This is a genomic window from Streptomyces sp. NBC_00568 (assembly GCF_026341855.1).
Taxonomy (GTDB): domain Bacteria; phylum Actinomycetota; class Actinomycetes; order Streptomycetales; family Streptomycetaceae; genus Streptomyces.
Window position 1 is genome coordinate 4,826,201 of record NZ_JAPENW010000001.1, and the last position, 26,170, is coordinate 4,852,370.

Annotated in this window: 22 protein-coding genes, 1 tRNA gene and 1 pseudogene; 17 read left to right on the forward strand and 7 right to left on the reverse strand. The window is 69.4% G+C overall.

Annotated features, from left to right (window positions below; genetic code table 11):
* Positions 1-153: 153 nt before the first annotated feature.
* The 6 genes from OOK38_RS20900 to OOK38_RS20925 all read left to right on the forward strand — a co-directional run bounded on the left by OOK38_RS20900 (position 154) and on the right by OOK38_RS20925 (position 4,699).
* Positions 154-582, forward strand: coding sequence for a DUF3052 domain-containing protein (locus tag OOK38_RS20900; RefSeq protein ID WP_081217087.1), 429 nt, complete (start codon positions 154-156; stop codon positions 580-582).
* A 173-nt stretch (positions 583-755) separates the two neighbouring features.
* Entirely contained in the window at positions 756-1,214 is a 459-nt protein-coding gene (locus OOK38_RS20905) for a peroxiredoxin (RefSeq protein WP_266758292.1), read from the forward strand.
* Positions 1,215-1,328: 114 nt separating this feature from the next.
* Complete coding sequence (locus tag OOK38_RS20910; RefSeq protein ID WP_266758290.1) at positions 1,329-1,904, forward strand: TerD family protein; 576 nt, start codon at positions 1,329-1,331, stop codon at positions 1,902-1,904.
* 101 nt (positions 1,905-2,005) lie between these two features.
* The gene (locus OOK38_RS20915) at positions 2,006-2,581 is read left to right on the forward strand and encodes a TerD family protein (RefSeq protein WP_266758288.1); all 576 of its coding nucleotides are present in this window, start codon (positions 2,006-2,008) and stop codon (positions 2,579-2,581) included.
* Between the two features lie 135 nt (positions 2,582-2,716).
* A complete protein-coding gene (locus OOK38_RS20920) occupies positions 2,717-3,865 on the forward strand; it encodes a DUF475 domain-containing protein (RefSeq protein ID WP_266758286.1) in 1,149 nt (382 codons plus the stop codon).
* A gap of 96 nt (positions 3,866-3,961) precedes the next feature.
* Positions 3,962-4,699: a Tellurium resistance gene (locus OOK38_RS20925; protein WP_266758285.1), complete on the forward strand. Its 738-nt coding sequence runs from the start codon at positions 3,962-3,964 to the stop codon at positions 4,697-4,699.
* A gap of 109 nt (positions 4,700-4,808) precedes the next feature.
* On the opposite strand, the gene OOK38_RS20930 is transcribed toward OOK38_RS20925, so the two are convergent.
* Positions 4,809-5,711: a TerD family protein gene (locus tag OOK38_RS20930; protein ID WP_266758283.1), complete on the reverse strand. Its 903-nt coding sequence runs from the start codon at positions 5,709-5,711 to the stop codon at positions 4,809-4,811.
* Between the two features lie 181 nt (positions 5,712-5,892).
* On the opposite strand from OOK38_RS20930, the gene OOK38_RS20935 reads away from it, so the two are divergent.
* The 3 genes from OOK38_RS20935 to OOK38_RS20945 are packed head-to-tail and all read left to right on the forward strand — an operon-like array spanning position 5,893 to position 10,429.
* The gene (locus OOK38_RS20935) at positions 5,893-7,062 is read left to right on the forward strand and encodes an HpcH/HpaI aldolase/citrate lyase family protein (protein ID WP_266758281.1); all 1,170 of its coding nucleotides are present in this window, start codon (positions 5,893-5,895) and stop codon (positions 7,060-7,062) included.
* 44 nt (positions 7,063-7,106) lie between these two features.
* Positions 7,107-9,602, forward strand: coding sequence for a phosphoribosyltransferase (locus OOK38_RS20940; RefSeq protein ID WP_266848670.1), 2,496 nt, complete (start codon positions 7,107-7,109; stop codon positions 9,600-9,602).
* The gene (locus OOK38_RS20945) at positions 9,602-10,429 is read left to right on the forward strand and encodes an HAD family hydrolase (RefSeq protein ID WP_266758278.1); all 828 of its coding nucleotides are present in this window, start codon (positions 9,602-9,604) and stop codon (positions 10,427-10,429) included. Before OOK38_RS20940 ends, OOK38_RS20945 begins: the two co-directional genes overlap by 1 nt.
* A 383-nt stretch (positions 10,430-10,812) precedes the next feature.
* Here OOK38_RS20945 and OOK38_RS20950 read toward each other — a convergent pair whose 3' ends face one another.
* Positions 10,813-11,040 (reverse strand): zinc ribbon domain-containing protein, encoded by a 228-nt coding sequence (locus OOK38_RS20950; RefSeq protein ID WP_266758276.1) that lies wholly within the window; start codon positions 11,038-11,040, stop codon positions 10,813-10,815.
* Between the two features lie 368 nt (positions 11,041-11,408).
* On the opposite strand from OOK38_RS20950, the gene OOK38_RS20955 reads away from it, so the two are divergent.
* The 3 genes from OOK38_RS20955 (at position 11,409) to OOK38_RS20965 (ending at position 16,162) form a co-directional block, all read left to right on the forward strand.
* The gene (locus OOK38_RS20955) at positions 11,409-13,442 is read left to right on the forward strand and encodes a transglycosylase domain-containing protein (protein WP_323178818.1); all 2,034 of its coding nucleotides are present in this window, start codon (positions 11,409-11,411) and stop codon (positions 13,440-13,442) included.
* A gap of 177 nt (positions 13,443-13,619) precedes the next feature.
* Positions 13,620-14,834, forward strand: a complete 1,215-nt coding sequence (locus OOK38_RS20960; protein WP_266765669.1) for a hypothetical protein — start codon at positions 13,620-13,622, stop codon at positions 14,832-14,834.
* A 194-nt stretch (positions 14,835-15,028) separates the two neighbouring features.
* The gene (locus OOK38_RS20965) at positions 15,029-16,162 is read left to right on the forward strand and encodes an amidase domain-containing protein (protein WP_266758274.1); all 1,134 of its coding nucleotides are present in this window, start codon (positions 15,029-15,031) and stop codon (positions 16,160-16,162) included.
* Between the two features lie 225 nt (positions 16,163-16,387).
* Here OOK38_RS20965 and OOK38_RS20970 read toward each other — a convergent pair whose 3' ends face one another.
* Together OOK38_RS20970 and OOK38_RS20975 are read right to left on the reverse strand one after the other, a co-directional pair.
* On the reverse strand, positions 16,388-17,824 hold the full coding sequence (locus OOK38_RS20970) for a hypothetical protein (protein WP_266758272.1): 1,437 nt from the start codon (positions 17,822-17,824) through the stop codon (positions 16,388-16,390).
* Positions 17,825-17,899: 75 nt separating this feature from the next.
* On the reverse strand, positions 17,900-18,715 hold the full coding sequence (locus OOK38_RS20975; protein ID WP_266758270.1) for a DUF4097 family beta strand repeat-containing protein: 816 nt from the start codon (positions 18,713-18,715) through the stop codon (positions 17,900-17,902).
* A gap of 488 nt (positions 18,716-19,203) precedes the next feature.
* Here OOK38_RS20975 and OOK38_RS20980 point away from each other — a divergent pair.
* Positions 19,204-19,278: transfer RNA gene (locus OOK38_RS20980), tRNA-Val, on the forward strand.
* Between the two features lie 67 nt (positions 19,279-19,345).
* Here the strand turns inward: OOK38_RS20980 and OOK38_RS20985 are convergent.
* Positions 19,346-20,356, reverse strand: a pseudogene (locus tag OOK38_RS20985) (tyrosine-type recombinase/integrase); the annotation flags it as partial.
* Between OOK38_RS20985 and OOK38_RS20990 the strand changes: the two are divergent.
* Entirely contained in the window at positions 20,296-20,661 is a 366-nt protein-coding gene (locus OOK38_RS20990; protein WP_266758268.1) for a GntR family transcriptional regulator, read from the forward strand. The pseudogene OOK38_RS20985 and the gene OOK38_RS20990 overlap by 61 nt on opposite strands.
* A 248-nt stretch (positions 20,662-20,909) precedes the next feature.
* The gene (locus tag OOK38_RS20995; protein WP_266765668.1) at positions 20,910-21,416 is read left to right on the forward strand and encodes a hypothetical protein; all 507 of its coding nucleotides are present in this window, start codon (positions 20,910-20,912) and stop codon (positions 21,414-21,416) included.
* Here OOK38_RS20995 and OOK38_RS21000 read toward each other — a convergent pair.
* Positions 21,358-22,164 carry an IS5 family transposase gene (locus OOK38_RS21000; protein WP_266758267.1) on the reverse strand — a complete coding sequence of 269 codons (807 nt, stop codon included), beginning with the start codon at positions 22,162-22,164 and terminating at the stop codon, positions 21,358-21,360. The two genes, OOK38_RS20995 and OOK38_RS21000, sit on opposite strands and share 59 nt — an antisense overlap.
* Positions 22,165-22,677: 513 nt before the next feature.
* On the opposite strand from OOK38_RS21000, the gene OOK38_RS21005 reads away from it, so the two are divergent.
* A protein-coding gene (locus tag OOK38_RS21005; protein ID WP_266755043.1) for an IS5 family transposase occupies positions 22,678-23,495 on the forward strand; the annotation gives its coding sequence in 2 pieces (ribosomal slippage) (positions 22,678-23,029 and positions 23,029-23,495; 819 coding nt in all).
* Between the two features lie 391 nt (positions 23,496-23,886).
* Positions 23,887-24,819, forward strand: coding sequence for a hypothetical protein (locus OOK38_RS21010; RefSeq protein ID WP_266758265.1), 933 nt, complete (start codon positions 23,887-23,889; stop codon positions 24,817-24,819).
* A gap of 469 nt (positions 24,820-25,288) precedes the next feature.
* On the opposite strand, the gene OOK38_RS21015 is transcribed toward OOK38_RS21010, so the two are convergent.
* Positions 25,289-26,167, reverse strand: a complete 879-nt coding sequence (locus OOK38_RS21015; RefSeq protein ID WP_323178846.1) for a tyrosine-type recombinase/integrase — start codon at positions 26,165-26,167, stop codon at positions 25,289-25,291.
* Between the last annotated feature and the right edge of the window lie 3 nt (positions 26,168-26,170).

Here is a 26,170-nt window from a genome sequence, read left to right on the forward strand (position 1 = left end):
TTTCGGCGGTCTCGACGGCCGGGTACTTGCGCGATCCGCTCCGCCCGTGTGGACTACGGCCAACGCTTCGCGTACGCGCGTGGCTGAGACTCCCCCTGACTCTGGACGAGCAGAGGGAGACCCCAATCCCGAAACATGATCAGGAGGCAAGCCGTGAGCGCGACCGCGGACCACGCGGAGGAGCGGACCAACCCGGCCGCCAGGCTGGGGTTCGAGCCCGGACAGGTGGTCCAGGAGATCGGCTTCGACGACGACGTTGACCACGAGCTCCGTGAAGGCATCGAATCGCTGATCGGCCAGGATCTGGTCGACGAGGACTACGACGACGTCGCTGACGTGGTGCTGTTGTGGTTCCGGGACGAGGACGGCGATCTCACGGACGCACTGGTGGACGTCATCGGTCTCCTTGAGGACGGCGGCATGATCTGGCTGCTGACCCCGAAGACCGGCAGGGACGGTTACGTCGAGCCCAGCGACATCAGCGATGCCGCACAGACAGCCGGCCTCTCCCAGACGAAGAGCATCTCCGTCGGCAAGGAATGGTCGGGTACCCGCCTGGCCACCCCCAAGTCGAAGCGCTGAGCTGCAGCCCCGTCTGCAAGCAGAGCATCCGTGAGGCCCCCGCCGAGCCACCTCGGCGGGGGCCTCACGCATACGCCCGGACCGCCCCGGCGGGGCCGCGCCGGGGCCCGGTGTCGATCACTGCGTACGCTGGTCGTCACCCGAACAGACCTTTGGAAGGGAAGCGAGTGACTATGGCCATCGAGGTCGGCACCAAGGCCCCGGACTTCGAGCTGAAGGACAACCACGGCGCCACCGTGAAACTGTCCGACTTCCGTGGCGACAAGAACGTGGTGCTGCTCTTCTACCCGTTCGCCTTCACGGGCGTGTGCACGGGCGAGCTGTGCTCCCTGCGCGACAACCTGCCGCAGTTCACCGACCGCGACACCCAGCTGCTGGCGGTGTCCAACGACTCCATCCACACCCTGCGCGTCTTCGCCGAGCAGGAGGGCCTGGAGTACCCGCTTCTCTCCGATTTCTGGCCGCACGGCAACATTTCGCGCGCGTACGGCGTCTTCGACGAGGACAAGGGCTGCGCCGTGCGCGGCACGTTCATCATCGACAAGGAGGGTGTCGTCCGCTGGACCGTCGTCAACGCCCTGCCGGACGCGCGTGACCTGAACGAGTACGTCAAGGCGCTCGACACCCTGTGATTGGTCGGTTCCAAGCCCTGCAAGGCGAGGGAACCCGTCACTAGGATCGAACCGTTGATCCGATACCAACGCACCTACGGGGCTCCCCGCCCCTGAACACCATTGGGAGGACTCGTGGGAGTCAGCCTCAGCAAGGGCGGCAACGTATCGCTGTCGAAGGAGGCCCCGGGACTGACCGCGGTCATCGTCGGTCTGGGATGGGACGCCCGGACCACGACCGGCGTGGACTTCGACCTCGATGCCAGTGCCATCCTCACGAACGCGGACGGCAAGGTCAGCACCGACCAGAACTTCGTGTTCTTCAACAACCTGAAGAGCCCGGACGGATCGGTGGAGCACACCGGCGACAACATCACCGGTGAGGGCGAGGGCGACGACGAGCAGATCAAGGTCAATCTCGCCGCCGTTCCCGCCGACGTCACGAAGATCGTTTTCCCGGTGTCGATCTACGACGCCGAGAACCGCCAGCAGTCCTTCGGCCAGGTCCGCAACGCGTTCATCCGCGTGGTGAACCAGGCCGGCGAGGCGGAGATCGCGCGTTACGACCTCTCCGAGGACGCCTCGACGGAGACCGCGATGGTCTTCGGCGAGCTCTACCGCAACGGCGCCGAGTGGAAGTTCCGCGCCATCGGCCAGGGCTACGCCTCCGGCCTGCGCGGTATCGCGCAGGACTTCGGCGTCAACGTCTGAGCCTTCGGGCCTCGGACACTTCGGTCCGGTGCCGCACCTTTCCGGTGCGGCACCGGATCAGCCGTACCAAGTGAAGATCGACCTCGGGGAGGACCAGCATCATGGGCGTCACGCTCGCCAAGGGGGGCAATGTCTCCCTCTCGAAGGCCGCACCGAACCTCACACAGGTGATGATCGGGCTCGGCTGGGACGCACGTTCCACCACCGGAGCCGACTTCGACCTCGACGCCAGCGCGCTGCTGTGCAACGGCGGCCGTGTGCTCGGGGACGAGTGGTTCATCTTCTACAACCAGCTCAAGAGCCCGGACGGCTCGGTGGAGCACACCGGTGACAACCTCACGGGTGAGGGCGAGGGCGACGACGAGTCGATCCTGATCGACCTCTCCAAGGTCCCGGCCCACGTCGACAAGATCGTCTTCCCCGTCTCCATCCACGACGCGGACAATCGCGGCCAGACCTTCGGCCAGGTCAGCAATGCCTTCATCCGTGTCGTGAACCAGGCCGACGGCCAGGAGCTCGCCCGCTACGACCTCTCCGAGGATGCCTCCACCGAGACGGCGATGATCTTCGGCGAGGTCTACCGCTACAACGCCGAGTGGAAGTTCCGCGCGGTCGGTCAGGGGTACGCGTCGGGGCTGCGGGGCATCGCGCTCGACTTCGGGGTCAACGTTTCCTAGGCCCACCTGCACCGGTCGAAGGCGGACCCTTAGACTTCGTGGTCAACAGTAGGTAAAGCCGAGTACGGCGCGGGGGCGACCCTCCCCCAAGCTAGCGCTTGGGGGTGCCCCCACCACACGATGATTGGGTAGCCAGTGCTTCTGAAAACCTTCGGCTGGTCGTTCGCGATTACCGCGCTCGGTCTGGTCGCAGCGGCCTTCTACGGGGGGTGGACCGCCTTCGGCATCGTGGCGATCCTGGCCGTCCTGGAGATCTCGCTGTCCTTCGACAACGCGGTGGTCAACGCCGGGATCCTGAAGAAGATGAATGCCTTCTGGCAGAAGATCTTCCTCACCATCGGTGTGCTGATCGCCGTCTTCGGCATGCGCCTGATCTTCCCCGTCGTGATCGTCGCCATGAGCGCCAAGATCGGCCCGATCGACGCGGTCGATCTCGCTCTCAACGACAAGGACCAGTACCAGCAGCTGGTGACCGACGCCCACCCGTCGATCGCCGCCTTCGGTGGCATGTTCCTGCTGATGATCTTCCTCGACTTCATCTTCGAGGACCGGGACATTCAGTGGCTGCGCTGGATCGAGCGGCCGCTGGCCAAGCTCGGCAAGGTCGACATGCTGTCGGTCTGCATCGCCCTGATCGTCCTGCTGATCACCTCCATGACCTTCGCGGTCCACGCCCACCAGCACGGCGGCGGCCACGTCGACAAGGCGCAGACGGTGCTGATCTCCGGCGTCGCGGGCCTGATCACGTACATGATCGTCGGCGGCCTCTCCGGCTACTTCGAGGACAAGCTCGAAGAGGAGGAGGAGCGCGAACACGAGGCGGAGGAGGAGGCCGAGCGGACCGGCAAGAAGAAGCCGGCCGTCGTCCTCGCCGGCCAGGCCGCGTTCTTCATGTTCCTGTACCTGGAAGTGCTGGACGCCTCGTTCTCCTTCGACGGCGTGATCGGTGCCTTCGCCATCACCAACGACATCGTGCTGATGGCGCTCGGCCTCGGCATCGGCGCCATGTACGTCCGGTCCCTCACGGTCTACCTGGTCCGCCAGGGCACCCTCGACGACTACGTCTACCTGGAGCACGGCGCGCACTACGCGATCGGCGCCCTCGCCGTGATCCTCCTCGTCACCATCCAGTACGAGATTCACGAGGTCATCACCGGCCTCGTCGGCGTCATCCTGATCGCCTGGTCCTTCTGGTCCTCGGTGCGCCGCAACAAGGCCCTCGCCGAGGCCGAGGGAAAAGGCCCGACCTCGGACGAGAAGGCTGAGGTCTCGTCCGGGGTGTGACACCCCTCTGGTTGAGGAACGCTCTGAGCGGGGCGGTCGTGGAGGACGAGTCCTCGGCGGCCGCCCCGCCGCACATCGAGGAACGTGGGGGGCGGAATGGGCATCTGGCAGGACCTGTGGCGCGGGCGCTCGGCGGACTTCGACTCCGGCAGCGCGGCTTCCAACTCCATCGAACTGACCAAGCGCAACCACACGGTCTCGCTCACCAAGCAGGGCGCGGCCACCGGCAACCTCCGCATCAACCTGTCCTGGCGGATGCGTACCTCCGACATCAGCGGGCCGCAGCGCGGGAGCCTGCTGCGCCACCCCTTCCGCACCTTCAAGCCGGAAGTGGTCCAGGCGCACACCCAGAGCATGGTCAACGTCGACCTCGACCTCGGCGTCATGTACGAGCTGACGGACGGCACCAAGGGCGTCGTCCAGCCGCTCGGCAGCTTCTTCGGCGAGCTCAACGGCCCGCCGTTCGTCAAGCTCAGCGGCGACGACCGCTTCGGTTCGGGCTCGGGCGAGACGGCCTTCGTCAACCTCGACCACCGCGACGACATCAAGCGGCTGCTGGTCTTCGTCTACATCTACGACCAGACCCCGGCCTTCGACCGTACGCACGCGATCATCACGCTGTATCCGAGCAACGGCCCGCGCATCGAGATCGGCCTCGACGAACGCCATCCGCAGGCCCGCTCCTGCGCCGTCGTCATGATCGAGTTCAACAAGGGCGTGGTGACCGTACGCCGCGAGGTGAAGTTCGTGTACGGCTTCCAGGCCGAACTCGACCGCCTCTACGGCTGGGGGCTCCAGTGGGGACGCGGGTACAAGTCGAAGGTCGACCGTTAGCCGGTCCTCGCGCTCATCGGCCGGACGGCGCTCAGACCCGCCGGCCAGCCGGCGATCGCGCCCGCGGGACGGCCGGCGATCGCGCCCGCGGGACGGCCGGCGATCGCGCTCAGCGGCCGATGAACTGCGGCCCCTGCGGCGGCAGCCTGAAGTCCGGGTCCGGCCCCGCGCCCACCGCCTGCGGGAAGCCGTACGCGGGCTGCGTGGCCGGTGCCGTCTGGGGCTGCGGGTAGCCGTAGGCGGACTGGCCGCCCTGCTGGGCCGGCTGGGGGTAGCCGTACGCCGGCTCGGTCACCGCGGCGGCGGCCGGCTGCGGATAGCCGTACGCGGGCTGCTGGGGGACCGGGGCGGGCTGCTGCGTGACCGGGGCGGACTGCTCCGGCGGCAGCGGCACCGAGGTCTCGGGAGCCGTGGCGGGCGCGGCCCAGGCGGTGGCCTCCGGTGCGGAGCCGGCCGCCGCGGCGGCCTCGGACTCGTCCACCGAGATCCCGAAGTCGGTCGCGAGCCCCACCAGACCGTTGGAGTAGCCCTCGCCGAGCGCCCGGAACTTCCAGCCGTCACCGCGCCGGTACAGCTCGCCGCAGATCAGCGCGGTCTCCGCACCGGTCTCCGGCCTGATGTCGAAGTACGCCAGCGGTTCACCGTCCGTGACGGCGGCGTCGTACAGCAGAATGCGCAGATCGCGTACGTGATCGAAGGTGACGTCATCCGCCGAAGCGACCAGGAGAATGCGTCCGACACCGGACTCGACACCCGTCAGATCCGTCTGGATCGTGTCGGTGAGGCCCTCGGTGACCCGCTTCTTGCCGAGTCGCCACACCTTGCCGGACGGATGGCGGGGCTGGTTGTAGAAGACGAAGTCCTCGTCGGATCGCACACGACCGCCGGGGCCGAGGAGCAGCGCCGAGGCATCGACATCGGGGACACCCTGCCCGGGCGTCCAGCGCAGGACGGCGCGCACCGCTGTGGCGTCCAGCGGGACGTTCGACCCTTTCAGCATCGCGTGCGTCATGCGGTCATCCTGCCCTGTCGGTCCTGGTCACGACAATGCGGGGTCGTCCCGGAACCGGCGAGTGTTGGACACGGTGGAGTTACCTGAACTTCATGCCTGGTGGGAACCTGTGACATGGATCCATACGTACTATTACCGGCCACATCACATCCGGCCGCCCTAGCCGCCACGGGGGAGTTTCATGCGTCATTTCGGTCACATCACCCCGGAACAGCGGCAGCGCCTCTTCCACCGGGAACCGGGCGTCTTCACGTCCGACTCCCCGGCCAGAGTGCTCGCCGCGGCCCTCGGAGCGACGCTGTACAGCCCGGCGACCCGGCCGCAGCTCGCCGACGACATCGTCAAGCAGACCGCGCGGGGCGTGGTCTCGATGGTGCTGTGCCTGGAGGACTCGATCGACGACTCCGAGGTCGTGGGCGCCGAGGAGAACCTGGTCCGCCAGTTCACCGACCTCGCGGCACGCCCGGACGCCGGTGAGCCGCCGCTGCTGTTCGTGCGGGTCCGCCACCCCGAGCAGATCCCCGACCTCGTGCAGCGCCTCGGCCCCGCCGTCCGGCTGCTGTCCGGATTCGTGATGCCGAAGTTCACCGAGGAACGCGGCATGCCCTTCCTGGAGGCCCTCTCCTCCGCCGAGGCGGCGAGCGGCCGACGGCTCTTCGCCATGCCCGTCCTGGAGTCGCCCGAGCTGCTCTACCGCGAATCGCGCGTGGAGACCCTGGAGGGCATCTCCCGCGCCGTCGACAAGTACCGCGACCGGGTGCTCGCGCTGCGCCTCGGCGTGACGGACTTCTGCTCCTCGTACGCGCTGCGCCGGGCCCCCGACATGACGGCGTACGACGTCCAGGTGGTCGCCTCCGTGATCGCCGACGTGGTCAACATGCTGGGGCGGGCCGACGGCACCGGCTTCACCGTCACCGGGCCGGTGTGGGAGTACTTCCGCGTCCAGGAACGCATGTTCAAGCCGCAGCTGCGCCGCAGCCCCTTCCTGGAGGGACAGGCGGAGGAGCTGCGCGCCAGGCTGATCGAGCACGCCATGGACGGACTGCTGCGCGAGATCACCCTCGACCAGGCCAACGGCCTGACGGGCAAGACCTGCATCCACCCCTCCCACGTGCTGCCCGTGCACGCACTGTCCGTGGTCAGCCACGAGGAGTTCAGTGACGCCCAGGACATCCTGAGGCCGGAGCGCGGCGGCGGGGGTGTACTGAGGTCGGCGTACACGAACAAAATGAACGAGGTGAAGCCGCATCGCGCCTGGGCCGAGCGCACCCTGCTGCGCGCCGAGGTCTTCGGGGTCGCCCACGAGGACATCGGCTTCGTCGAGCTGCTCACCGCCGGGCTCCCGGCGTGAGCCGGACCGGCCGAGCGACGCGCAACCCCGACAGCAAGGAACCGATGAACACCCCAGCGCACGACCCGAACGACCCCGACGACAGGAACGCCCCGGACGCCGCGGACGACGCGGTGTGGACGGGTACCTGGGTCGCCGAGCGGCTCGGTGTCGAACTCGTCGGTGACGAGGGGCTGAGCGACCTCCTGGGGCTCGCGCTGCGGCGCAACCCCAAGCGCGCCCACCTGCTCGTCTCGAACGTCCTGGGCAAGCACGTGCCGCAGTCGCCCTCCGTCGTCCACGGATACGGATTCGCGCTCGGCCGGCGGGTGCGCGCGCTGCTGGGCACCGACGACGCCCGCGCCGCCGTGGTCCTCGGGTACGCCGAGACGGCCACCGGGCTCGGCCACTCGGTCGCCGACGGGGTGGGCGTCGCGCCCTACCTCCACTCCACCCGCCGCCCGGTCCGCGGCGTCCGGCGGGCGGGCGGCTTCGAGGAGTCCCACTCGCACGCCACCTCGCACCTCCTTCTCCCCGAGGACCCGGACCTGCTCGCGGGCCCCGGCCCGCTGATCCTCGTCGACGACGAGTTCTCCACCGGCAACACCGTCCTCAACACCATCCGCGACCTGCACGAGCGCTACCCGCGCGAGCGGTACGTCGTCGTCGCGCTGGTCGACATGCGGTCGGAGCCCGACCTGGTGCGCTTCGAGAAGTTCGCCGGGGAGATCGGCGCCCGCGTCGACCTGGTCTCGGCCGCGTCGGGCACCGTGCGCCTCCCCGAGGACGTCCTGGCCAAGGGGATGGCGCTCGTCGCCCGGCACGAACCGGCGGCGCCCGAGGCACCCGCCCCCGAGAGCGCGGGCCGTGCCGTCCGCGTCGAGCTCGGCTGGCCCCGCGGCCTCCCCGACGGCGGACGGCACGGGTTCACGCCCGGACACCGAATACGCCTGGACCGTGCCCTGCCCGCCATGGCCGCACGGCTCGCCGACGCCCTGCCCGAAGGGGCGCGCCGCGTGCTGGTGCTCGGCTTCGAGGAACTGATGTACGCGCCGCTCCGGCTGGCCCGCGAGCTGGAGCAGGTGGTGTCCGCCGAGGTGCGCTTCTCCACGACGACCCGGTCCCCGGTGCTGGCCCTCGACGACCCCGGCTACGCGATCCGCAGCCGCATCGTCTTCCCGGCCCACGACAACCCGGACGACGGCCCCGGCGAGCGCTACGCCTACAACGTCGCGGGTGCCGGTTTCGACGCCGTCGTGGCGGTCGTCGACTCCACCGCCGACACCCCCGAACTGCACGCGCCCGACGGCCTGCTGGCCCAGCTGGCGGCGCACACCCCGCGAGTCCTGCTCGCCGTCGTCCCGTCGTACGTCCCCGCACGGCCGTCCACCGAAAGGCCCTTCATGCTGCCCGAGCCCCTCCGCGGCCCCGCCTTCTCCTCGTACGCCCCCGACGAGGTCGGCTGGCTGCTGCAGGACCTGTCGGACGTGACGCTGGAGGCGCCGACCGAGGAGCGCGAGGAGGCGATCCAGAGCGGCGGCGCCCACTACGCGGAGTCGCTGCCGGTCGAGTACCAGCCGAGCCCCCAGTACCAGGAGCTCTTCCACGCGGCCCTCGCCACCTCGGCCGCCCGGATCGCCGAGGCCGTCGGCGCCGTCACCGAACTGGTGCTCGCCGAACGGTCTCCCCGCCCCGTCCTGGTGTCCCTGGCCCGGGCCGGCACCCCCGTCGGCGTCCTGATGCGCCGCTGGGCCGAGCACCAGCACGGCATCGAACTGCCGCACTACGCCGTCTCCATCGTCCGCGGCCGCGGCATCGACGCCAACGCGCTTCGCTGGCTCGCCGCCCACCACGACCCGGCCGACGTCGTCTTCGTCGACGGCTGGACCGGCAAGGGCGCCATCACCCGCGAACTCGCCGACGCGATCGAGGAGTTCGAGGAAGCCGAGGGCATCACCGGCTTCGATCCGGAGATCGCGGTGCTCGCCGACCCGGGCTCATGCGTGCGGACGTACGGCACCCGCGAGGACTTCCTGATCCCCTCCGCCTGCCTCAACTCCACCGTCTCCGGGCTGATTTCGCGCACCGTGCTGCGCTCCGACCTGGTCGGCGAACACGACTTCCACGGCGCGAAGTTCTACCGCGAGCTCGCCGGCTCCGACGTCTCCGTCGAGTTCCTGGACGTCGTCGCCGCCCACTTCCCCGACGTCGCCGAATCGGCCCGCGACCGGGCGAAGGAACTGCTCGCCGCCGACCGCGACCCCACCTGGGAGGGCTGGGCGGCGGTCGAGCGGATCAGCGAGGAGTACGGGATACACGACGTCAACCTCGTCAAGCCGGGCGTCGGCGAGACCACCCGGGTGCTGCTGCGCCGGGTTCCCTGGAAGATCCTCGCGCGCGCCGGAGCGGGCGCCGACCTCGACCACGTCCGGCTGCTCGCCGAACAGCGCGGGGTGCCTGTCGAGGAGGTCGAGGAACTCCCGTACACCTGCGTGGGGTTGATCCACCCGAAGTACACGCGCGGTGCGACCGGTGCCGACGGCAAGGCGGTGACCCTCTGATGTCCGCGCCCAAGGTGCTCGTCGCCAGCGACCTCGACCGCACACTCATCTACTCCTCGGCCGCGCTCGCGCTGACCATGCCGGACGCGCGAGCGCCCCGGCTGCTCTGCGTCGAGGTGCACGAGAGCAAGCCGCTGTCCTTCATGACGGAGACGGCCGCCGCGCTGCTCACCGAACTCGGCGACCTCGCCCACTTCGTGCCCACCACGACCCGCACCCGCAAGCAGTACCAGCGCATCAACCTGCCCGGTCCTGCCCCGGAGTACGCGATCTGCGCCAACGGCGGGCATCTGCTCGTCGACGGTGTCTCCGACCTCGACTGGCACCGGAGCGTGACGGAGCGGCTCGCCTCCGAGTGCGCGCCGCTCGACGAGGTGCGGGAGCACCTGGCGGCCACCGCGGACCCGGTCTGGGTGCGCAAGCACCGGATCGCCGAGGACCTGTTCGCCTATCTGGTGGTGGAGCGGGAACTGCTCCCCGAGCAGTGGGTGAAGGACCTGGCCGTGTGGGCGGAGAACCGCGGCTGGACGGTCTCGCTGCAGGGCCGCAAGATCTACGCCGTGCCGAAGCCGCTCACCAAGAGCGCGGCCGTGCGTGAGGTCGCCCGTCGTACCGGAGCCGTCCTCACCCTCGGCGCCGGGGACTCGCTGCTCGACGCCGACCTGCTGCTCGCCACCGACCGCGGCTGGCGTCCGGGCCACGGTGAACTCGCCGAAGCCGACTGGACCGCACCGGCGATCACCGCGCTGCCGGAGCGGGGTGTCGCGGCGGGGGAGCGGATCCTCCGCGAGTTCCTGGGCGCCTGCGCCGGCCCCGTACCGGCCTGACGGACAGAGGGGACCTCGGTTCCGGCCCCGCCGTGTCATGGGGCCGGGACCACCGGGCCCATGACGCCCGGCGCCGGACCGGTCCGGGCGATATGCCGGACGTGGTCCCGGTCCCGCCCTCTCGGGGGTGCCCAGGATGCTGGGCACCCGACGCGCTCACCCCGGGTCCGGTCTGCGTGGTTTTGTCGAACTAGGTTCCGGTTCCGCGCCGTTGAGGGCGCTTGAGGCCGCTCCGCCCCGGACGCGCCGGTCTCGGGGTCACCCGAGCGATATGTGGAACTTGGTGCCGTTACCGCCCTGTTGGGGCGACCGGAACCGTTCCGCCGCGACACGCCGGAGCCGTTTCGGGCATAGCTGAAGAGTTCCTGAGAAATCGCCCGGGATCAGCCGCAGCAGCCGCCGCCGCAGCACCCGCCTCCGCCGCCTCCGGCGCGCGGCGCGGGCGCCGGCGCGGACGCCGATCCACCCTTGGCGACGGCGACCGTCGACAGGAGTTTGACGGTGTCGTCGTGCCCTGCGGGGCAGTCCGCGGGGGCGGCGGATTCGGCCATCGGTCGGCTCAGTTCGAAGGTGTCGCCGCAGGTCCGGCAGCGGTACTCGTAGCGAGGCATGCGCACAGGTTAGCCGGAATCGGCCGGCGTCCGTAGGGCTCGGGAGCCTTTCCCGGCGCGCCGGAGCAAGGCCCCGGCAGGGTGCGCGGGAGCGGTTCGTCCCCGGTCGACTGGTGAGCCCCGTTGACCTCTGAACTTTTTTGTCTGGTTGCTGATCGAAGAGATCTCATTGGTCGCTGATAATTTAATAGGGCCGCGACGAGCCGCAAGGTCGGGGAGGGGGGCTCGCAGCCGCGTAAGCGGCCGCTGCAACTATCCGCGCGCGCAATTCCGAAGTGCGGAGGGAGACGCAGTCGTGACCAAGACGTGGCATCGAAACGATGCTCCGAATCCCCTGTCTTTGGGCCGCCCACGCGCAGGAGCGTGCCGTGGCTAGCACATCCGGACCGCAGCGCGGTCGCGGCTCTCGTCGCAAGCCCTCGCAGCCCACCCGACTGTCCCGCCTGGCCGCACGCCTCGTGCCGCTGGCCCGCCGCCTCAGACCGGCCTATCCACGCCCCGGCCGGGCCGGTTGGCGACGCTGGCTGCCCTCCTGGCGGCAGTGGCTCGGCGCCTTCGCGCTGTCCATCGGCCTGAGCGGTTCGCTGCTGGTCATCGCCTACGCCGCAACGGACATACCCCAGAACCTGAACACATATGCCACCCAGCAGGACAATGTCTATTTCTGGGCGGACGGCAAGCCGATGGCCCGTACGGGCTGGGTGCGGCGCCAGGACATGCCGCTGAAGGACATACCCGAGGATGTGCGCTCGGCGGTCCTCGCGGCGGAGAACGAGAGCTTCTACTCCGACCCCGGTATCTCCGCCAAGGGTCTGGTCCGCGCCCTGGTGCGCACGGTCGGCCAGGGGGACACCCAGGGCGGCTCCACCATCACCCAGCAGTACGTCAAGAACGTCTATCTGACCCAGAACCGATCGGTGACCCGCAAGTTCACCGAGGCCATGATCGCCCTCAAGCTCGACAACAAGATGAGCAAGGACAAGATCCTCGAGGGCTATCTCAACACCAGCTGGTTCGGGCGCGGCACCTACGGCCTCCAGCGGGCCTCCCAGGCCTACTACGGCAAGGACGTGAGCAAGCTCAACGCCAGCGAGGGCGCGCTCCTCGCCGCGCTCCTCAAGGGCGCGGGTCTCTACGACCCCACCCTGAGCAAGGCCAACCACGCCCGGGCGGTGGAGCGTTGGTCCTGGATCCTCGACCGCATGGTCAAGTCCGGCACGCTGTCGAAGTCCGAGCGGGCCAAGTACACGAAGTTCCCCGAGCCGGTCGAGCAGAGCGGGGCGTACGACACCGGTAAGCAGAGCGACTACCTCGTCGAGCTGGCGACCCAGTACGCCAAGAAGGCCGGGCACATCCCGGCCCGGGAGTTCGACCTGGGCGGCTACCAGATCTACACGACCTTCGACCGCGACCGCGAGACCGCGCTCACCGCCGCCGTGACCAAGGCCCGCAAGAAGGCGAAGAAGGACGACCCGGACAACGCGAAGGCCGCCCACTACGGAGCCGCCTCCATCGCCGCGAACGGGCGGATCCTCGCCGTCTACGGCGGCCCCGACCACCGCGAACAGGGCTACAACGAGTCCAACGCGACCACCGTCCAGGCCGGTTCGGCCTTCCTCCCCTTCGTCTATGCCGCCGCCCTGGAGCACGGCGTCACCAAGACCCGCGACAGCGCGGCCACGCCCGTCACCCCCGACTCGCTCTACGACGGCAACGACGGTGTCCCGGTCAGCACACCCGAGGGCCCCTACTGGGACCGCAGCGGCAAGAAGGTCGCCGCCCACAACGAAGGCAACAAAAACTACGGTCAGATCACGCTGCGTTCGGCCCTCGCCGCGAACGTGAACACGGTGTTCATGCAGCTCGGCATGGACACGGGCCTGGCGCAGGTGCGCAGGACCGCCGAGGCGTCGGGCCTGCTCCCCTCCAGCATCGGACCGCAGGTCCCCGGGCTCTCCCTCGGCACCTCCACGCCCAGCGCGATCCGCATGGCCAGTTCCTACGCCACCTTCGCCGCCGGCGGAACGCACATCGAGCCCTTCTCCGTGCGCCGCATCACCCGCAACGGAACCCGCGTCCGGCTGGACACGCCCGGACCCCATCGCGCGATGCGCGCGGAGGTGGCCCGCCAGGTCACCGAGGCGCTCTCGGACTCCTTCCGCACCGGTCACCCCGGCGCGGCCCCCCTCGGGGCGGAGGTGGCCGGCAAGAGGGGTTCCACACTGGACGACAAGGCCGCCTGGTACGTGGGAACGAACCGCTCCGTGTCGACGGCGGTGGTCCTCTACCGCATCGATCTGTCCAAGAGCCTCGAACCGCTGCCGCTCGAGGGGATCGCCGGCGCACCCGTCGCCGACGTGCCGTACGGCATCTGGTCCGGTGCCATGAGTCCGCTTCGCTGACCCCGTCGGCCGGCCACCGGGCTCGGCCCCCAGCGACGGCCACCCGGTGGCCGCGCCACGAACCTTCCACCCCCCTCGCAGAATGTGCCCCGTATGAACTCGAAGCACAGCCGGCGCCGTCGCCGCGAGCCCGATCCCGGTTCTGCCGCCGCTTCCGCACGCCAGGGCTTCGCGGCCATGACCGCCTTCCTCGTCGTCACGTCCATGGCCGCCACCTACCTGGCCCTGAACACGGACAGGGCCACACCGGCCGCGTCCGCCAGCGCGCACGCCTCCGGCGACGGCAAGGCGAAGAAGGAACCGGTCTGGGACGGGAAGACCAAGGTGCTGGGCGACGGCTCCACGTCCTACACCGGCCCGCAGAAGGGCGAGTTGAAGGCCGTACCGCTCAAGCCCGGTGAGAAGCCGCCCCAGTTCGTCGTCTTCTCCTGGGACGGCGCCCTCCAGGGCGACGACCAGCTCTTCTCGCACTACCGGGAGCTGGCCAAGGAGTACAACGCGCACATGACGTTCTTCCTGACCGGCATCTATCTGCTGCCCAAGGACAAGAAGACGCTCTACGAGCCGCCCATGCACGCGCCGGGATCGGCGGCCATCAGCTACGCCACCGACGAGCACATCCGCACCACGGTGGAGGAGCTCGGCAAGGCGTGGAAGGACGGCAACGAGATCGGCACCCACTTCAACGGCCACTTCTGCGGCGACAAGGGCGGCGGGGACTGGAGCGTGGCGCAGTGGGAGAGCGAGATCGACCAGTTCTTCTCCTTCGTCGAGAAGTGGAAGACCAACACCGGCGACAGTGACCTTCCGGCGCTGCCCTTCGACCCCGCGCGTGCCGTCAGCGGCGGGCGCGCGCCCTGCCTCGAGGGCCAGAAGAACCTGCTCAAGGCCATGAAGGCCACGGCCAAGAAGTACGACTGGCGCTACGACGCCAGCTCCGCGGGCGACTTCCAGATATGGCCCGTCAAGAAGGAGGGCATCTGGGACTTCCCGCTCCAGATGCTCCCTTACGAGGGCGGCAAGTACCAAGGCCTGTCCATGGACTTCAACTTCCTCTACAACCAGTCCGACGGTGAGACCGAGGGAGATCCGGCCAAGTACCCGCAGTGGGAGCAGGAGACCGTCAAGTCGTACATGGCCGGATTCGACCGCGTCTACTACGGCAGCAGGGCACCGCTGTTCATCGGCAACCACTTCGAGGACTGGAACGGCGGCATCTACATGAAGTCCATCGACCAGGTCATCAAGAACGTGTGCACGAAGAAGGGCGTTCGCTGTGTGTCCTTCCGTGAACTGACCGACTGGCTCGATGTGCAGAAGCCCGAGACCCTGGAGCGGCTGCGCAGCCTGGATCCCGCCCAGTCGCCGGACTGGGCGACCGTCGTGAAGTAGTGGTCGCGGACCGTGGTGAAGCGGTGGTCGCGGTGGGGCCGGTATGTCCGCGACAACCTTGAGCGTCAACTTACCTCCGACATAAGGGACTTGGTTGCGGTCGACGCGAACTCCCCCCGGATTCAGCACAGTTGAGTGGGACATGTAAAGATTCCCTTCCCCGGAGTCCGACCGGGGATCAAGGAGAATCGTCAGTGATATCGAAGAAGTTGAGCCGCAGTTGCTCGACCGTGGGGGCGATCACGCTCTCCGCCCTCCTGTTGCCCCTGTCCGCCGCCCACGCCGCGGCCCCCACTCCCCGGGTGACCGCGTCGACGGCCGACGCCTTCGGCCGCGTGGCCGATGCCGTGTTCACCGACCGCACGGCCGCCCTGCTGGACCGGGCCCCGACGGCCCGTACGGCCCTGAAGGCGACCACCGCGGGCATACGGGTCTCCGGCACCCTCGCGCACACCGAGAGCGCCGCGGTCTCCTCCCTGCACGGCACGCGGTCCCGCCTCGCGGCCCTCGGTGAGGCCTACAGCGCCGGCGACACCCGCGTCACCGTGAACAGGACCCGGGTGACGGGACAGCGGGCCACCGCCTGGGTCACCGAGACCACCACCCTCACCTACCGCAAGATCCGCGGAGACGAGCCCGCCACCACGGGCTTCCGCGCACACCATGTCCTGACCTTCGCCGCCCAGGCGGACGGCACCTGGAAGCTGACGGGCGAGCGCTCGACGGACAAGGGCCCCCGGCAGGTCAACGAGCCCGTCACCACCACGCCCCGCAGGACCACGATGGCCGCTGTCGACGCCCCCCGGGCAGCGACCACGTATCCCGCGCCCGCCAACGCCAAGAAGCTCACCGGCGCCCCGTACGACTACGCGGCCATGGCGACGTACGCCGAGACGTACTGGAAGAACTACAACCCCGCCTACCGGAGCTTCAACGCGGTCGGCGGCGACTGCACCAACTACCTGAGCCAGGTCCTGAAGGCGGGCGGCTGGGCGACGGTCACCAGCTCGGACGAGGAGTACGGCACCTGGAACTACGGCACGTCCTCGCAGACCGACACCTGGGTCGGCGTCAACGAGTGGTCCTGGTTCACCCAGACCGCCCGGCGTTCCACCCCCCTGGCGAACGTCTACCAGATGGACATCGGCGACGTGATGCAGATGGACTTCGACAAGGACGGGTCCAAGGACCACTCCATGATCACGTCGTACCGGAGCTCCGGCGGTGTGCCGTATCTGACCTACCACGACGCCGACACCTACCGCCGATCGGTGTCGAGCCTCATCGCGTCGTACCCGAACTCGGCGTTCTACGCGTACCGCACCTGATCGTTTCCTGATCGGCACCTGATCAGCGGCTGATCGGGCCAGACCTGGGCAAGGCCCCGCGGCGCGAGTGACGCGACCGTCGCGGGGCTGCCGCCGGGGACCGTGACGGGGCTGCCGCCGGGGACGGGGACGGGGACGGGGACGGGGACGGCCGCTCGGACGGGCCGGGGACCTGCTGCTTCCAGGGGCTCCCGCGGGCATTCCCGCGAGCTCCCCTGATCGCCCTCAGGCGCCGCCGCGCTCCTCGCGGATCTGCGCGACCACCCGTGCCACCGTCTGCCGCACCGCCTCGGTCTCGGTCAGGAAGTGCCAGTAGTCGGGATGCCGGCCCTCCAGCGTGGCGACCGCCCGGTCGAGCCGGGCCACGGAGTCGTCGAGGGGGCGGGCCTGCCGGGGATCGGGGGTGCTGCGGCCCGCCATGGCCAGCCGCTGCGCGTCCCGGATCGCGAACCGGGTGCGGTCGATCTCCTGCTGGGGGTCCTTCTGCACGGCGTTCAGCCGCCGCAGCCGGTCCCCGGCCGCCGACACGGCCTCGTCGGTGTTGTTCAGCAGCGCGCGCACCGTAGCCAGCAGCGAGGTCGCGTCCGGCCAGCGCTGCGCCTCACGCGCGGCCCGTGCCTCCTTCAGCTTCAGCTCGGCCTGCCGTACGTTCTCCTCGGCCTGATCCGGCACATGCTGGAGGTCCTGCCAGCACGCCGCGGAGAACCGCCGCCGCAACTCGCTCAGCACCGGCTCCACCTGCCCCGACCGGGTCGTCAGCGCCTGTGCGCGGGTCCGCAGGGAAACGAGCCGGTGGTCGATCTCGGCGGCCCGCTCCGGCAGCCGCGCCGCCTCCGCGCGCACCGCCTCGGCCTCCCGTGAAACCCGCTCGGCGCGCTCCAGCGTCTCCGGCACACCGTGCTGTCCGGCGCCCTGGTTGAGCTTGGTCAGCTCGGGCCCGAGGGCGGCGAGCCGGGCGGCGAGGTCGTCGGCCCCGAGCCCCGACTGCCGTACGGAATCGAGGGCGTTCGAGGCGGCGAGCAGGGCCTGCCGGGCGCGCTCGACGGCCGGGGCCAGGCGGGCGAGCTGTGTCTCGGCCTTGCCGAGCAGTGGGCCGAGACCCTGCTCGAACCGGTCCAGCTCGGCCTTCACGCGGCCCAGTTCGTCCTTCGCGGCGGTGAGTTCGCCCCGGGCCTGTGCCGCGACCGACGCCTCCAGCTCGTCCCGGTCCAGATCGTGGGCGTCGACGGCGGTGATGTACTTCTGGCTGGCCTCGTCGATCCGCCGCCCCAGCGCCTCGAAATCGGAGACCGCGCGCCGGGCGGCCGGGGAGTCGTCCACGGCCGTGATGGTCTCGATCGAGATGCGCAGGTCGCGCTGGGCGGTGTCCAGTTCGTAGAACGCCGCCGCCGCGGCGTCCTTGGCGGCCTGCGCCTCGGCCCGCTGGCCCTCGGCCCGCCCGCCGAACCAGCGCCGGGTGCCGCCTCCCGCGAAGGCCGCGGGCAGCGCGAGGGCGGCGAGCAGGGGCAGCGCGACGAGAGTGAGCACGTCACGGGCGACGTACGAACGAGGACGGCTCACCGGCCGCCGCCCGGGCGAGACGTTCCGCCGAGCGGGAAGAGGGTGTGCCGGCCGCGCGCGTCGCGCGAACGGCGAGTACGGCTGCGAAGGTGTCGCCGTCACATCCCTCTCCCGTGCTGTCATCCGCCTTGCCCGGCTGTCATTCTCCCACCGGTTAAGGACGAACACACGGGCCGGTCAGTTCGCGGTTCGTACTGTGATCTTTCCGTCGCCCGTGTGCGCGGAGACACGGTGGGCGCTCGTGTCGTCGCGGGGCACGTCCACGTCGACCGAACCGTCACCGCTCCCGGTCGTCACCCGGTAGGTGGCCCGGGGCAGCACGATCGAGACGGAGCCGTCCTGGCTGCGGGAGTCCACCAGGTCCGGCACGGCGCCGAGTTCGAGCCGTACCGAGCCGTCCTCGGTACGGGCGCGCACGCTCCGCGCGTCCACGCCGACCGCCCGGATCGAGCCGTCGCCGCTGCGCAGATCGAGCGGTCCCGAGGAGTCGCTGACCCGCACCGAACCGTCCGCCGTACGGATGCTCAGCGCCTCCTCGAAGCCCCGGGCGGTCACCCCTCCGTCCCCGTCCTCCACCTTGACGGCGGTCCCGCGCGGCACGACGATCCGGTGCCGGGCCGAGCAGTCGGCGATGACGCCCGAGCACTTCATCCGCAGCACCAGCCGGTCGTCGTCCTTCATCGCCCAGGTGACCTTCGGGTCCCCGCCGATGGCGACGTGTCCCTGGAACCACCGGGTGACCTGGACCTCACCGGCCTTCGCGGAGTCCGACACCACCAGATCGAGCGCGGAGTCGTCCGAGTCGACGGTCAGGGTCCGGCCCTGCAGCGCGAAGGACCGCTGCTCGGGCTCCTTGTCGTCCCCGGCGGACGCGCCGCACGCGGTGGCGCCGAGGACGATCGCGATCACCGCACCGCCGACGGCGGCGGCACGGGTGCGCGAGGCACCACGGGTGCGGGTCCGGGTACCGCTGCGGGTGGGTGTGCGGGCCATGATGATCTCCCCCTGGGACGGTCTGCGAGTCGCTTCGGCACCTCGACCGGAACCGGTCCGCGAAGCCTCTTCGACGTTAGGCACCAAGGGAGCCCGGCGGGATCCGGGCCGCTCCCGAATATGGGGTGGGGATAACCCCCGGGCCGAGCCCCGGGCCGCCCCGCCCGGCGGACAGCCGCGCCGTGGACGGCTCCGACGCCGACGCCGACGAGCAACCCTGGGCTGCCCCACCCGACAGCACCCCGACGTGGCGCCCGAGACCGGGCGCCAGCACTCCGCCGTCGGGCACCGGAGACCGGGCGACAACATCTGCTGCCTGCTGCACGGTGACCGCCCCGTCCGGGGCCCGCGCGTCGTCCTACCCGCTCCGTCCGTCACGGCCGGTCCCGGCCGGACCCGGCCTGTCCCGGGCAGGTCGGGGCCCGCCACTCGCCGGATACGGGTTTGCGGGGCATCCCCCCGGGCAATGTAGGCTGTCGACTCGTCCTGGGCGCGTAGCTCAGTGGTAGAGCGCCGCCCTTACAAGGCGGATGTCGGCGGTTCGAAACCGTCCGCGCCCACCAGGAAAAAGGCCCCCAGCCGATCATGGCTGGGGGCCTTTGACATCCAGATCTGACATCAGTGCCGGTACTACTCGCGCTGTAGCCGTCGCGTGAGCAGCCGATCCATGTGGCTGACGGCCTCGCGCTGCGTGTCCTGGACGACGTGAGCGTAGACGTTCATCGTCACGGCGATCTGGCTGTGCCCCAGGATCTCCATCACGACGCGAGGAGCCACGCCGGCCGCGGTGAGCAGGGTCGCGCAGCCGTGTCGGGCATCGTGCAGCCGGATGACCCGAAGGCCCGCGTTCCCGGCGACCCGGGTGAAGGAGCGGTACATGTTGCGCGGCTCGATCGGCCGACCTGTACGCGTGGTGAACACGTAGTCACTGTCCTCCCAGCTATCACCCGCCCGCTCGCGCATCGCGGTCTGGCGCATCCGCTGGTACCGCAGGGGTGCCACGCACATGGCCGGCAACGGCAGCACCTGCCGACGACGCCGACCCTTGGGATCGTCCTCGTACACCTCCCCTCCGACCCGCTGCCGCTGCTTCCGAACCCTGAGCTCGCGCTTGTCGAGGTCGACGTCCTGCCACCGGAGCCCGATGACCTCCCTGCGACGGAGACCGAGCGCGATGGAGAGCACGAAGGCCGGGTAGAGCGGATCGCACCGGGCCGCGGCGAGGAAGTCGAGCGTTTCCTCCAGGCTCCAGGGATCGAGGCTGCGGGAGTCGACCCGAGGCGCGTCGACCAGGGTGACGACGTTCCTGGCGATCAGCTCCTCACGGCAGGCGGCCGAGAGGGCGGTGCGGAGAACCTTGTGCGTCTCCTTCGCGGTGGCCGCGGTGGTCTGCTGCTCCAGCCGGACGAGGAAGCGACGGACGTCGGCAACGCTCAACGACTCCAGCTTCTTCGTGCCGAGCATCGGCACCAGGTAGAGCCGGACGTGGAACTCGTACTTGGCGTACGTGGTCCGCTTCCGCCGAGGCTTGATCATGTTCTCCAGCCAGTAGGGCAGCCACTCGGAGAGCTTGGCCGACCGTGTGGGCACGGGCACGCCCTGGTCGACCTTGGCGAGCAGCTCCCGACGCTTGGCGTCGCAGGGACGGCGAGCTTCCGGCAGGGGAGAAGCTCCCCTCAGAGGCAGAGCTGATGGCACTGCACTCCGTGTCGCGTACGGTCGCCCGCCAGGCAATCTCGCGACTTCGCGAGGACGGGTACGCGGTCTCTCACCAGGGCAAGGGCAGCTTTGCGGCCCTGCCGGGTGAAGGCACCCCGGTCAAGCGCAGTCCCGAGTTCGAGCAGATCACGGAGTATCTGTCCGAGGTCCGTCGGGACGTGCGCCGTCTCGCCGAGCGGATGGACCAGCTTGAGGACCTGGTACGCAAGCAGGCCCAAGGGCGGTGACCAAGACGTCAGCTCGACGCGCGATCTCTGAAAGCTCCTCAACAAGTCCCCCTAACTGCTCGATCAGTTCGCGCTTCTCTGCCGGGGTCAACACGGTCGCAGCCCTTTCGTTGCCCTCACGGCCTGAGAGGCCGTTCTCTTTCCGAATCTCGTGTGCGGTTTCTGCTGGTCAGACATGGGATTGCGGGTGCGGCGGAAGCCTCGGTTCGTTGCTGATCGAGTTGCCGTGGGGGTGGCGGATGCCGTCGATGCGGGCGGTTCTGGAAGCGCGGCGGAAGGCCGCGGTCGTGCGGGTGGAGGAGCTCGAAGCCGAACTCGAGCGGGTTCGGGCGGACTTGGCGGACGCCGAAGAAGTCCTCAGGCGTCGGGTGATCGGTCTCGAGCAGTATCTGGAGGCGCTGGCCGAGGAGGAAGCGTCGGCCGTGGTGGTCGGCGGGGTGTCGCGGAGGAAGCCGGTGGGCCCGCGCCGTGCGGTGCCGCATCGGGAGAACGCGGCCGGGGTCGAGGATCTGTCGGTGGACTACCAGGCGGTGATGGCTGCCGCGGCGGAGGCCGGAGTCGAGGGATTGGGCGCCCGGCGGACAGCGCTGGTACTCGGCTGGGACAGTGCCTCCGCCTCACGCGTCGAGGGTGCGAGAGCACGGTTGAAGAGGCTGGTGGAACGGGGCTGGCTGGTGGAGGCGAAGCCGGGAAAGTTCACGACGCCGCCGTCGGAACAGGTTGATCATGTCGGGCGGCCAGACGGCGGTTCATGAGTGCGATCATCGACCAGCGGATGACGGCCTCGCTCGTGTCGGTGCGTCGCTCGTAGTCCCGGACCAGGCGCCGGCTGCGCAGGAGCCAGGCGAAGGATCTTTCGACGACCCAGCGGCGGGGCAGTGCCTGGAAACCTTGGACGTCCTCATGGCGGTGGACGATGTCGAGGACGAGCCCGAGATGCTGGCTGGTCCAGTCGGTGAGGTGGCCGGTGTAGCCGCCGTCGGCCCAGACCCGCACCAGCCGTCGGAAGTCCTTCTTTGCCGCGGGCAGAAGCGTCCGGGCGGCGTCCCGGTCGGTCGTGGATGCCGGTGTGACCAGCACGTTCAGCAGAAGTCCGAGCGTGTCGGTGAGCAGATGCCGCTTGCGCCCGTTGATCCTCTTGCCCGCGTCGAACCCGCGTGAGGCGTGGGCGACGGTGGCGTCCGCCTTCACCGACTGCGAGTCCACGACCGCGGCACTGGGTTCCGGGCCGCGGCCCTCGCTGGTGCGGACGGCCTCACGGAGCCGTTCGTACAACTCGGCCACGAGGCCGGCGTCCCGCCAGCGGGCGAAGAAGGCATAGACGCGCGGCCAGGGCGGGAAATCGGACGGCATCGCCCGCCACTTGATGCCGTTGTCGACGAGGTAACGCACCGCGTCGATCATCTGCCGGTGGCAGTAGCCCTCCGGTCGGCCGCCCCGGCCCGCCAGCCAGCCCGGAACCGGCAGCAGATCCTTCACCAGAGCCCACTCGAAATCGCTCATGTCCGAGCCGTACCGGGGCTGGCGATCCGGCCGGTCGGCCGCGTTCCCGAACCTGTGGGCGAGACAGTCACACCCACGAGTGGACGAACTGGACTCGGCAACCGCAACCACGCGACACTTCGACAACAGGGCCTCTTGCTTCTCGCTGGACTCGACATCCGCGAGCTACCAAGAGGCCCTTCTTCCATGCACGCGGACCGGCCAACTCACCCGAACCAGGACGCTGTTCGAGCGCCACCGACCACGCGAGCGGATAGAGAACAGCCAGTTAGCCAGCCATTTTGGGGCGAGCCTCTAAGATCACGGCCCAACGTCGTGCTTTAACGGGCAGGTCCACAGACTGCCCGACTCGCCATCAGCTTAACGGGCCATGATCACTCGCCCCAAAGCAGCTCCACCCCAAAGCCGCTCCGCCGACCTCGTACCGCGTGCGCACGGGCCACTCTGCCTAAGAGGCCCTAACAGAAGCTGTTGATCATGTGACCTTCGGCTTGGACGGTCGTTGGTCTGATCGTGGGAACACGTCAGTCGAGGCCGTGGATCGTGTCGGATGAACTGTGGTCACTCATCGAGCCGTTGCTGCCCGAGCCGGCACCGAAACTGGTGGAGGGCAGACCACGGGTGCCGGACCGGCAGGCCCTGTGCGGGATCCTGTTCGTGCTGCACACCGGCATCCAATGGGAGTACCTGCCACAGGAGTTGGGCTTCGGCTCGGGCATGACCTGCTGGCGGCGCCTGGCCGCCTGGAACGAAGCCGGCGTGTGGGATCAACTGCACCTGGTGCTGCTGAGGAAGCTGCGGGCCGCGCAGAAGCTGGACTGGTCGCGGGCGGTGATCGACTCCTCCCACGTGCGGGCGGCCCGACGGGGCCCAAAAGCGGACCCAGCCCCGTCGACCGCGCGCGGCCGGGCAGCAAGCACCACGTCGTCACCGACGCCCAGGGCATCCCGCTCGCGGTGTCGCTGACCGGCGGGAACCGCAACGACGTCACCCAGCTCCTGCCCCTGATCGACAAGATTCCGGCCGTCGCGGGAGTCGTCGGCCGACCCAGACGCAGACCCGACGCCCTCCTCGCCGACCGCGCCTACGACCACGACAAGTACCGGCGCCTGCTATGGCAGCGCGGCATCCGACCGGTCATCGCCGAACGCGGCGTCGAGCACGGCTCCGGCCTGGGAACTTTCCGTTGGGTCGTCGAGCGCACCATCGCCTGGCTCCACGGCTTCCGCCGCTTACGCATCCGCTGGGAACGACGCGACGACATCCACGAAGCCTTCCTCGGCCTCGCCACCTGCCTCATCACCCACAGACACGTCCAACGCCTTTGTTAGGACCTCTAAATGTGCCAAGCCCCAAAAGCAAGGAGGCCCGACCCGGCGGCCGCCAAGATGTAGAGGGCCATGAGCATCCTAGGAGCCCAGATTTCGCGAGAGGTGAAGGATCGGTACACCTTTGGATTCTGCCCGCGCTCCAGCGCTTCCCATTCCGCGAAGAAGACCGCAGCCGGGAGGAATCTTTCGATGCGGTTGATTACCGCAAACTTTCCCGTATTCAGCTGCCCGAATGAGGTAACGCCGCCGTCCTCGACGAGTGACGGAACCGCCGGGGCCGCACCGTGCCGGGGGCCGAGCGGGGCGGGCCGCCCACCGACTAGCATCGCCGAGTTCGTGCCACCCACCGGCCCGGGCATCGCGGCACGGCGTACAGGGGAGCTGACACGGCATGAGAACGAAGAGCGCAGCGGCGTGGGCGGTAGCGGTGCTGATGCTCGGCGCAGCCGTGGGCGGCTGCGCCGAGCAATCGGACAAGGGACCGTCCGGCAGCAGCGCGAAGCACACGAAGTCCCACCGCGAACCCGAGGACAAGCCTGATTCACGGGTCGTCGAGGACGACGACGACCACACCGTCCTCGAACTGTCCGACGGCCGGCAGGTGTCCCTCCGCTTCACTCGCCGCGGCCTGGAGGCACAGCATCACCACGCCTCTGACGACGCCTGGTCCGCCCGGAAGACGGTCTATGAGACCGGCACCAAACCGTGCCACGGCATCAGGGCAAAGGCGTACCGGGACACCGTGTGGCTCGCGGCCGGCTTCGGCGCGTACTGCAGGGACGGCGAAGAACCGCAAGAGGTGATCGCGGCCGTCGCCACCGGGGACCTCTCCTCCTGGACCACCGACCCGACCAAAAACACCATCGCCTGGCCGAAGGCCCGCATCCGCGACGGTGGCGCCCGAGTGGACTTCGTCGATCCCAGCATGCTGGAAACCACCACGCTGACCTGGCGCAAAGGCTCCGGATTCGCCGAGGTGGCCACGAAGTACAAGCGCATCCACCCCTGGTTCGTGGGCCGGTGGCGAGCCACGGACGGCAGCCAGCAGCTGACCCTCCACCAGGTCGAGCCGGGCAGACGCGCACGCGTGGTCATCGAGTCCCGCACCGGCCCGCGATGCAAGGGCAGCGCCACTGTCTCCGGCATCGACCAGCACGACCTGTCCATGAGCAACTTCAAGCTCGATCAGGGCACCAGGACCGTCAACTGCCCGCCGGAGGAGACCAAGTACTCCTTCGACGTGAAGTCCTCGGACGGCCCGCTGCGCCTACGCAAGATCGGCAACCACCCGAAGACCGTCCTTACCTATGAGCGGGCGGGCTGACGTACGACTGCGCATGAGGGGCGGCGGCGTGGTCGGGTCTCTACCGTGTGGGTGGAGGAGGCGACGCTGATGGGGTCTGGTGGCCTCGTACTCTCCGGGCGCGAGGACGACGGACGGCGGACCTGCCGATCACTGTGGCGGTGCGCCAGTCGGCACGTCTGGTGGAACTGGGCGGACCGGCCGGACGATCCCTTGGAGATCTGCCCAGTACCGGAGTTGTTCCGCTGACATCCAATGCTGACATCAACGACCACGCACAGCCGCAGCCTTGGACGGTTGCAGATGGCTTCTGCGCGCACAGGTGGGCCCAGCCAAGGCCGAGTCGGAGTGAACTTACAAGGCGGATGTCGGCGGTTCGAAACCGTCCGCGCCCACCAGTCTCAGGACACGAACAAGGCCCAGGTCAGCCGGTGTGAATCCGGATGCCTGGGCCTTGATCCTTCTCGGCTGCTCGGGGCCGTCGTGCCACTCACGTGCCAGATGGGCCGCGCGGAGGCCGCCGCACCTTCCTGATCTGACCGTCCACGTAGTCGGCGATCTGGTGGTCGCGCCCGTTGACGAGGTGCTGATAGACCAGCGCGGCCCGCACCGACGAGTGGCCCATCCGCTGCATCAGCTCACGGGTGGTGGCGCAGCCGGTCGCGGCGAGGGTGTTGCCCGTGTGCCGGAGATTGTGGAAGTGGACGTCACCGAGACCGGTCGAGGCGAGGGCGCGGAGCCAGATCCGCCGGAAGTCGGTCAGTCGCAGGACAGCACCGCGGGCGCCGACGAAGACGAGCCAGGATCGACCGGCCTCCGCGTGCTCGGCCAGGTGGTGCGCGAGCTCGGGCACGAGCGAGGCCGGGAACGCCAGGGTGCGCACACCCGCCGCACTCTTGGGCGCCTTGACCGTGAGGCCGTCCGTACGGGTCTTGGCGTACGAGCGACGGACGGAGACGGTACGGGCCTCCAGGTCGATGTCCCGGCGTTGGAGAGCGGCCAGCTCACCGAAGCGGAGCGCGGCGAACGCGGCCAGGAGCACCAGGGCGCGGCAGTGAGGAGGGACCGCGTCGGCGAGCCGGTACACCTGGGTACGGAGAGGAACGGCCGCTCGGTGTGGGTGACCGTGCCCGCCCCCCTTGACCCGGCACGGATTGCGCTCGATCAGCCCGTCATCCACGGCCGTGTTCATGATGGCCCGGAGGACCTGGTACGCCTCAGAAACGGTGGCCGGTCCGACCCCCGCGTCGAGGAGATCGGTACGCCAGCGCCGTACCTGCGGCGTGGTGATCTCCCGCAAGGGGATCGCGCGGAACGTCGGCAGGATGTGGTCGTACGCTGACCACCCATTCGCGAGAGACGGGATCAGCGC

Bases quoted from the DNA above. Each gene is read 5' to 3' on its own strand.
- OOK38_RS20915 (WP_266758288.1), top strand. From the start codon at position 2,006: ATGGGCGTCACGCTCGCCAAGGGGGGCAATGTCTCCCTCTCGAAGGCC.
- OOK38_RS20975 (WP_266758270.1), bottom strand. From the start codon at position 18,715: ATGGCCCGCACACCCACCCGCAGCGGTACCCGGACCCGCACCCGTGGT.
- OOK38_RS21000 (WP_266758267.1), bottom strand. From the start codon at position 22,164: ATGAGCGATTTCGAGTGGGCTCTGGTGAAGGATCTGCTGCCGGTTCCG.
- OOK38_RS20995 (WP_266765668.1), top strand. From the start codon at position 20,910: ATGCGGGCGGTTCTGGAAGCGCGGCGGAAGGCCGCGGTCGTGCGGGTG.
- OOK38_RS20960 (WP_266765669.1), top strand. From the start codon at position 13,620: ATGACCGCCTTCCTCGTCGTCACGTCCATGGCCGCCACCTACCTGGCC.
- OOK38_RS20930 (WP_266758283.1), bottom strand. From the start codon at position 5,711: ATGACGCACGCGATGCTGAAAGGGTCGAACGTCCCGCTGGACGCCACA.
- OOK38_RS20940 (WP_266848670.1), top strand. From the start codon at position 7,107: ATGAACACCCCAGCGCACGACCCGAACGACCCCGACGACAGGAACGCC.
- OOK38_RS20935 (WP_266758281.1), top strand. From the start codon at position 5,893: ATGCGTCATTTCGGTCACATCACCCCGGAACAGCGGCAGCGCCTCTTC.
- OOK38_RS20950 (WP_266758276.1), bottom strand. From the start codon at position 11,040: ATGCCTCGCTACGAGTACCGCTGCCGGACCTGCGGCGACACCTTCGAA.
- OOK38_RS20925 (WP_266758285.1), top strand. From the start codon at position 3,962: ATGGGCATCTGGCAGGACCTGTGGCGCGGGCGCTCGGCGGACTTCGAC.
- OOK38_RS21010 (WP_266758265.1), top strand. From the start codon at position 23,887: ATGAGAACGAAGAGCGCAGCGGCGTGGGCGGTAGCGGTGCTGATGCTC.
- OOK38_RS20905 (WP_266758292.1), top strand. From the start codon at position 756: ATGGCCATCGAGGTCGGCACCAAGGCCCCGGACTTCGAGCTGAAGGAC.
- OOK38_RS20945 (WP_266758278.1), top strand. From the start codon at position 9,602: ATGTCCGCGCCCAAGGTGCTCGTCGCCAGCGACCTCGACCGCACACTC.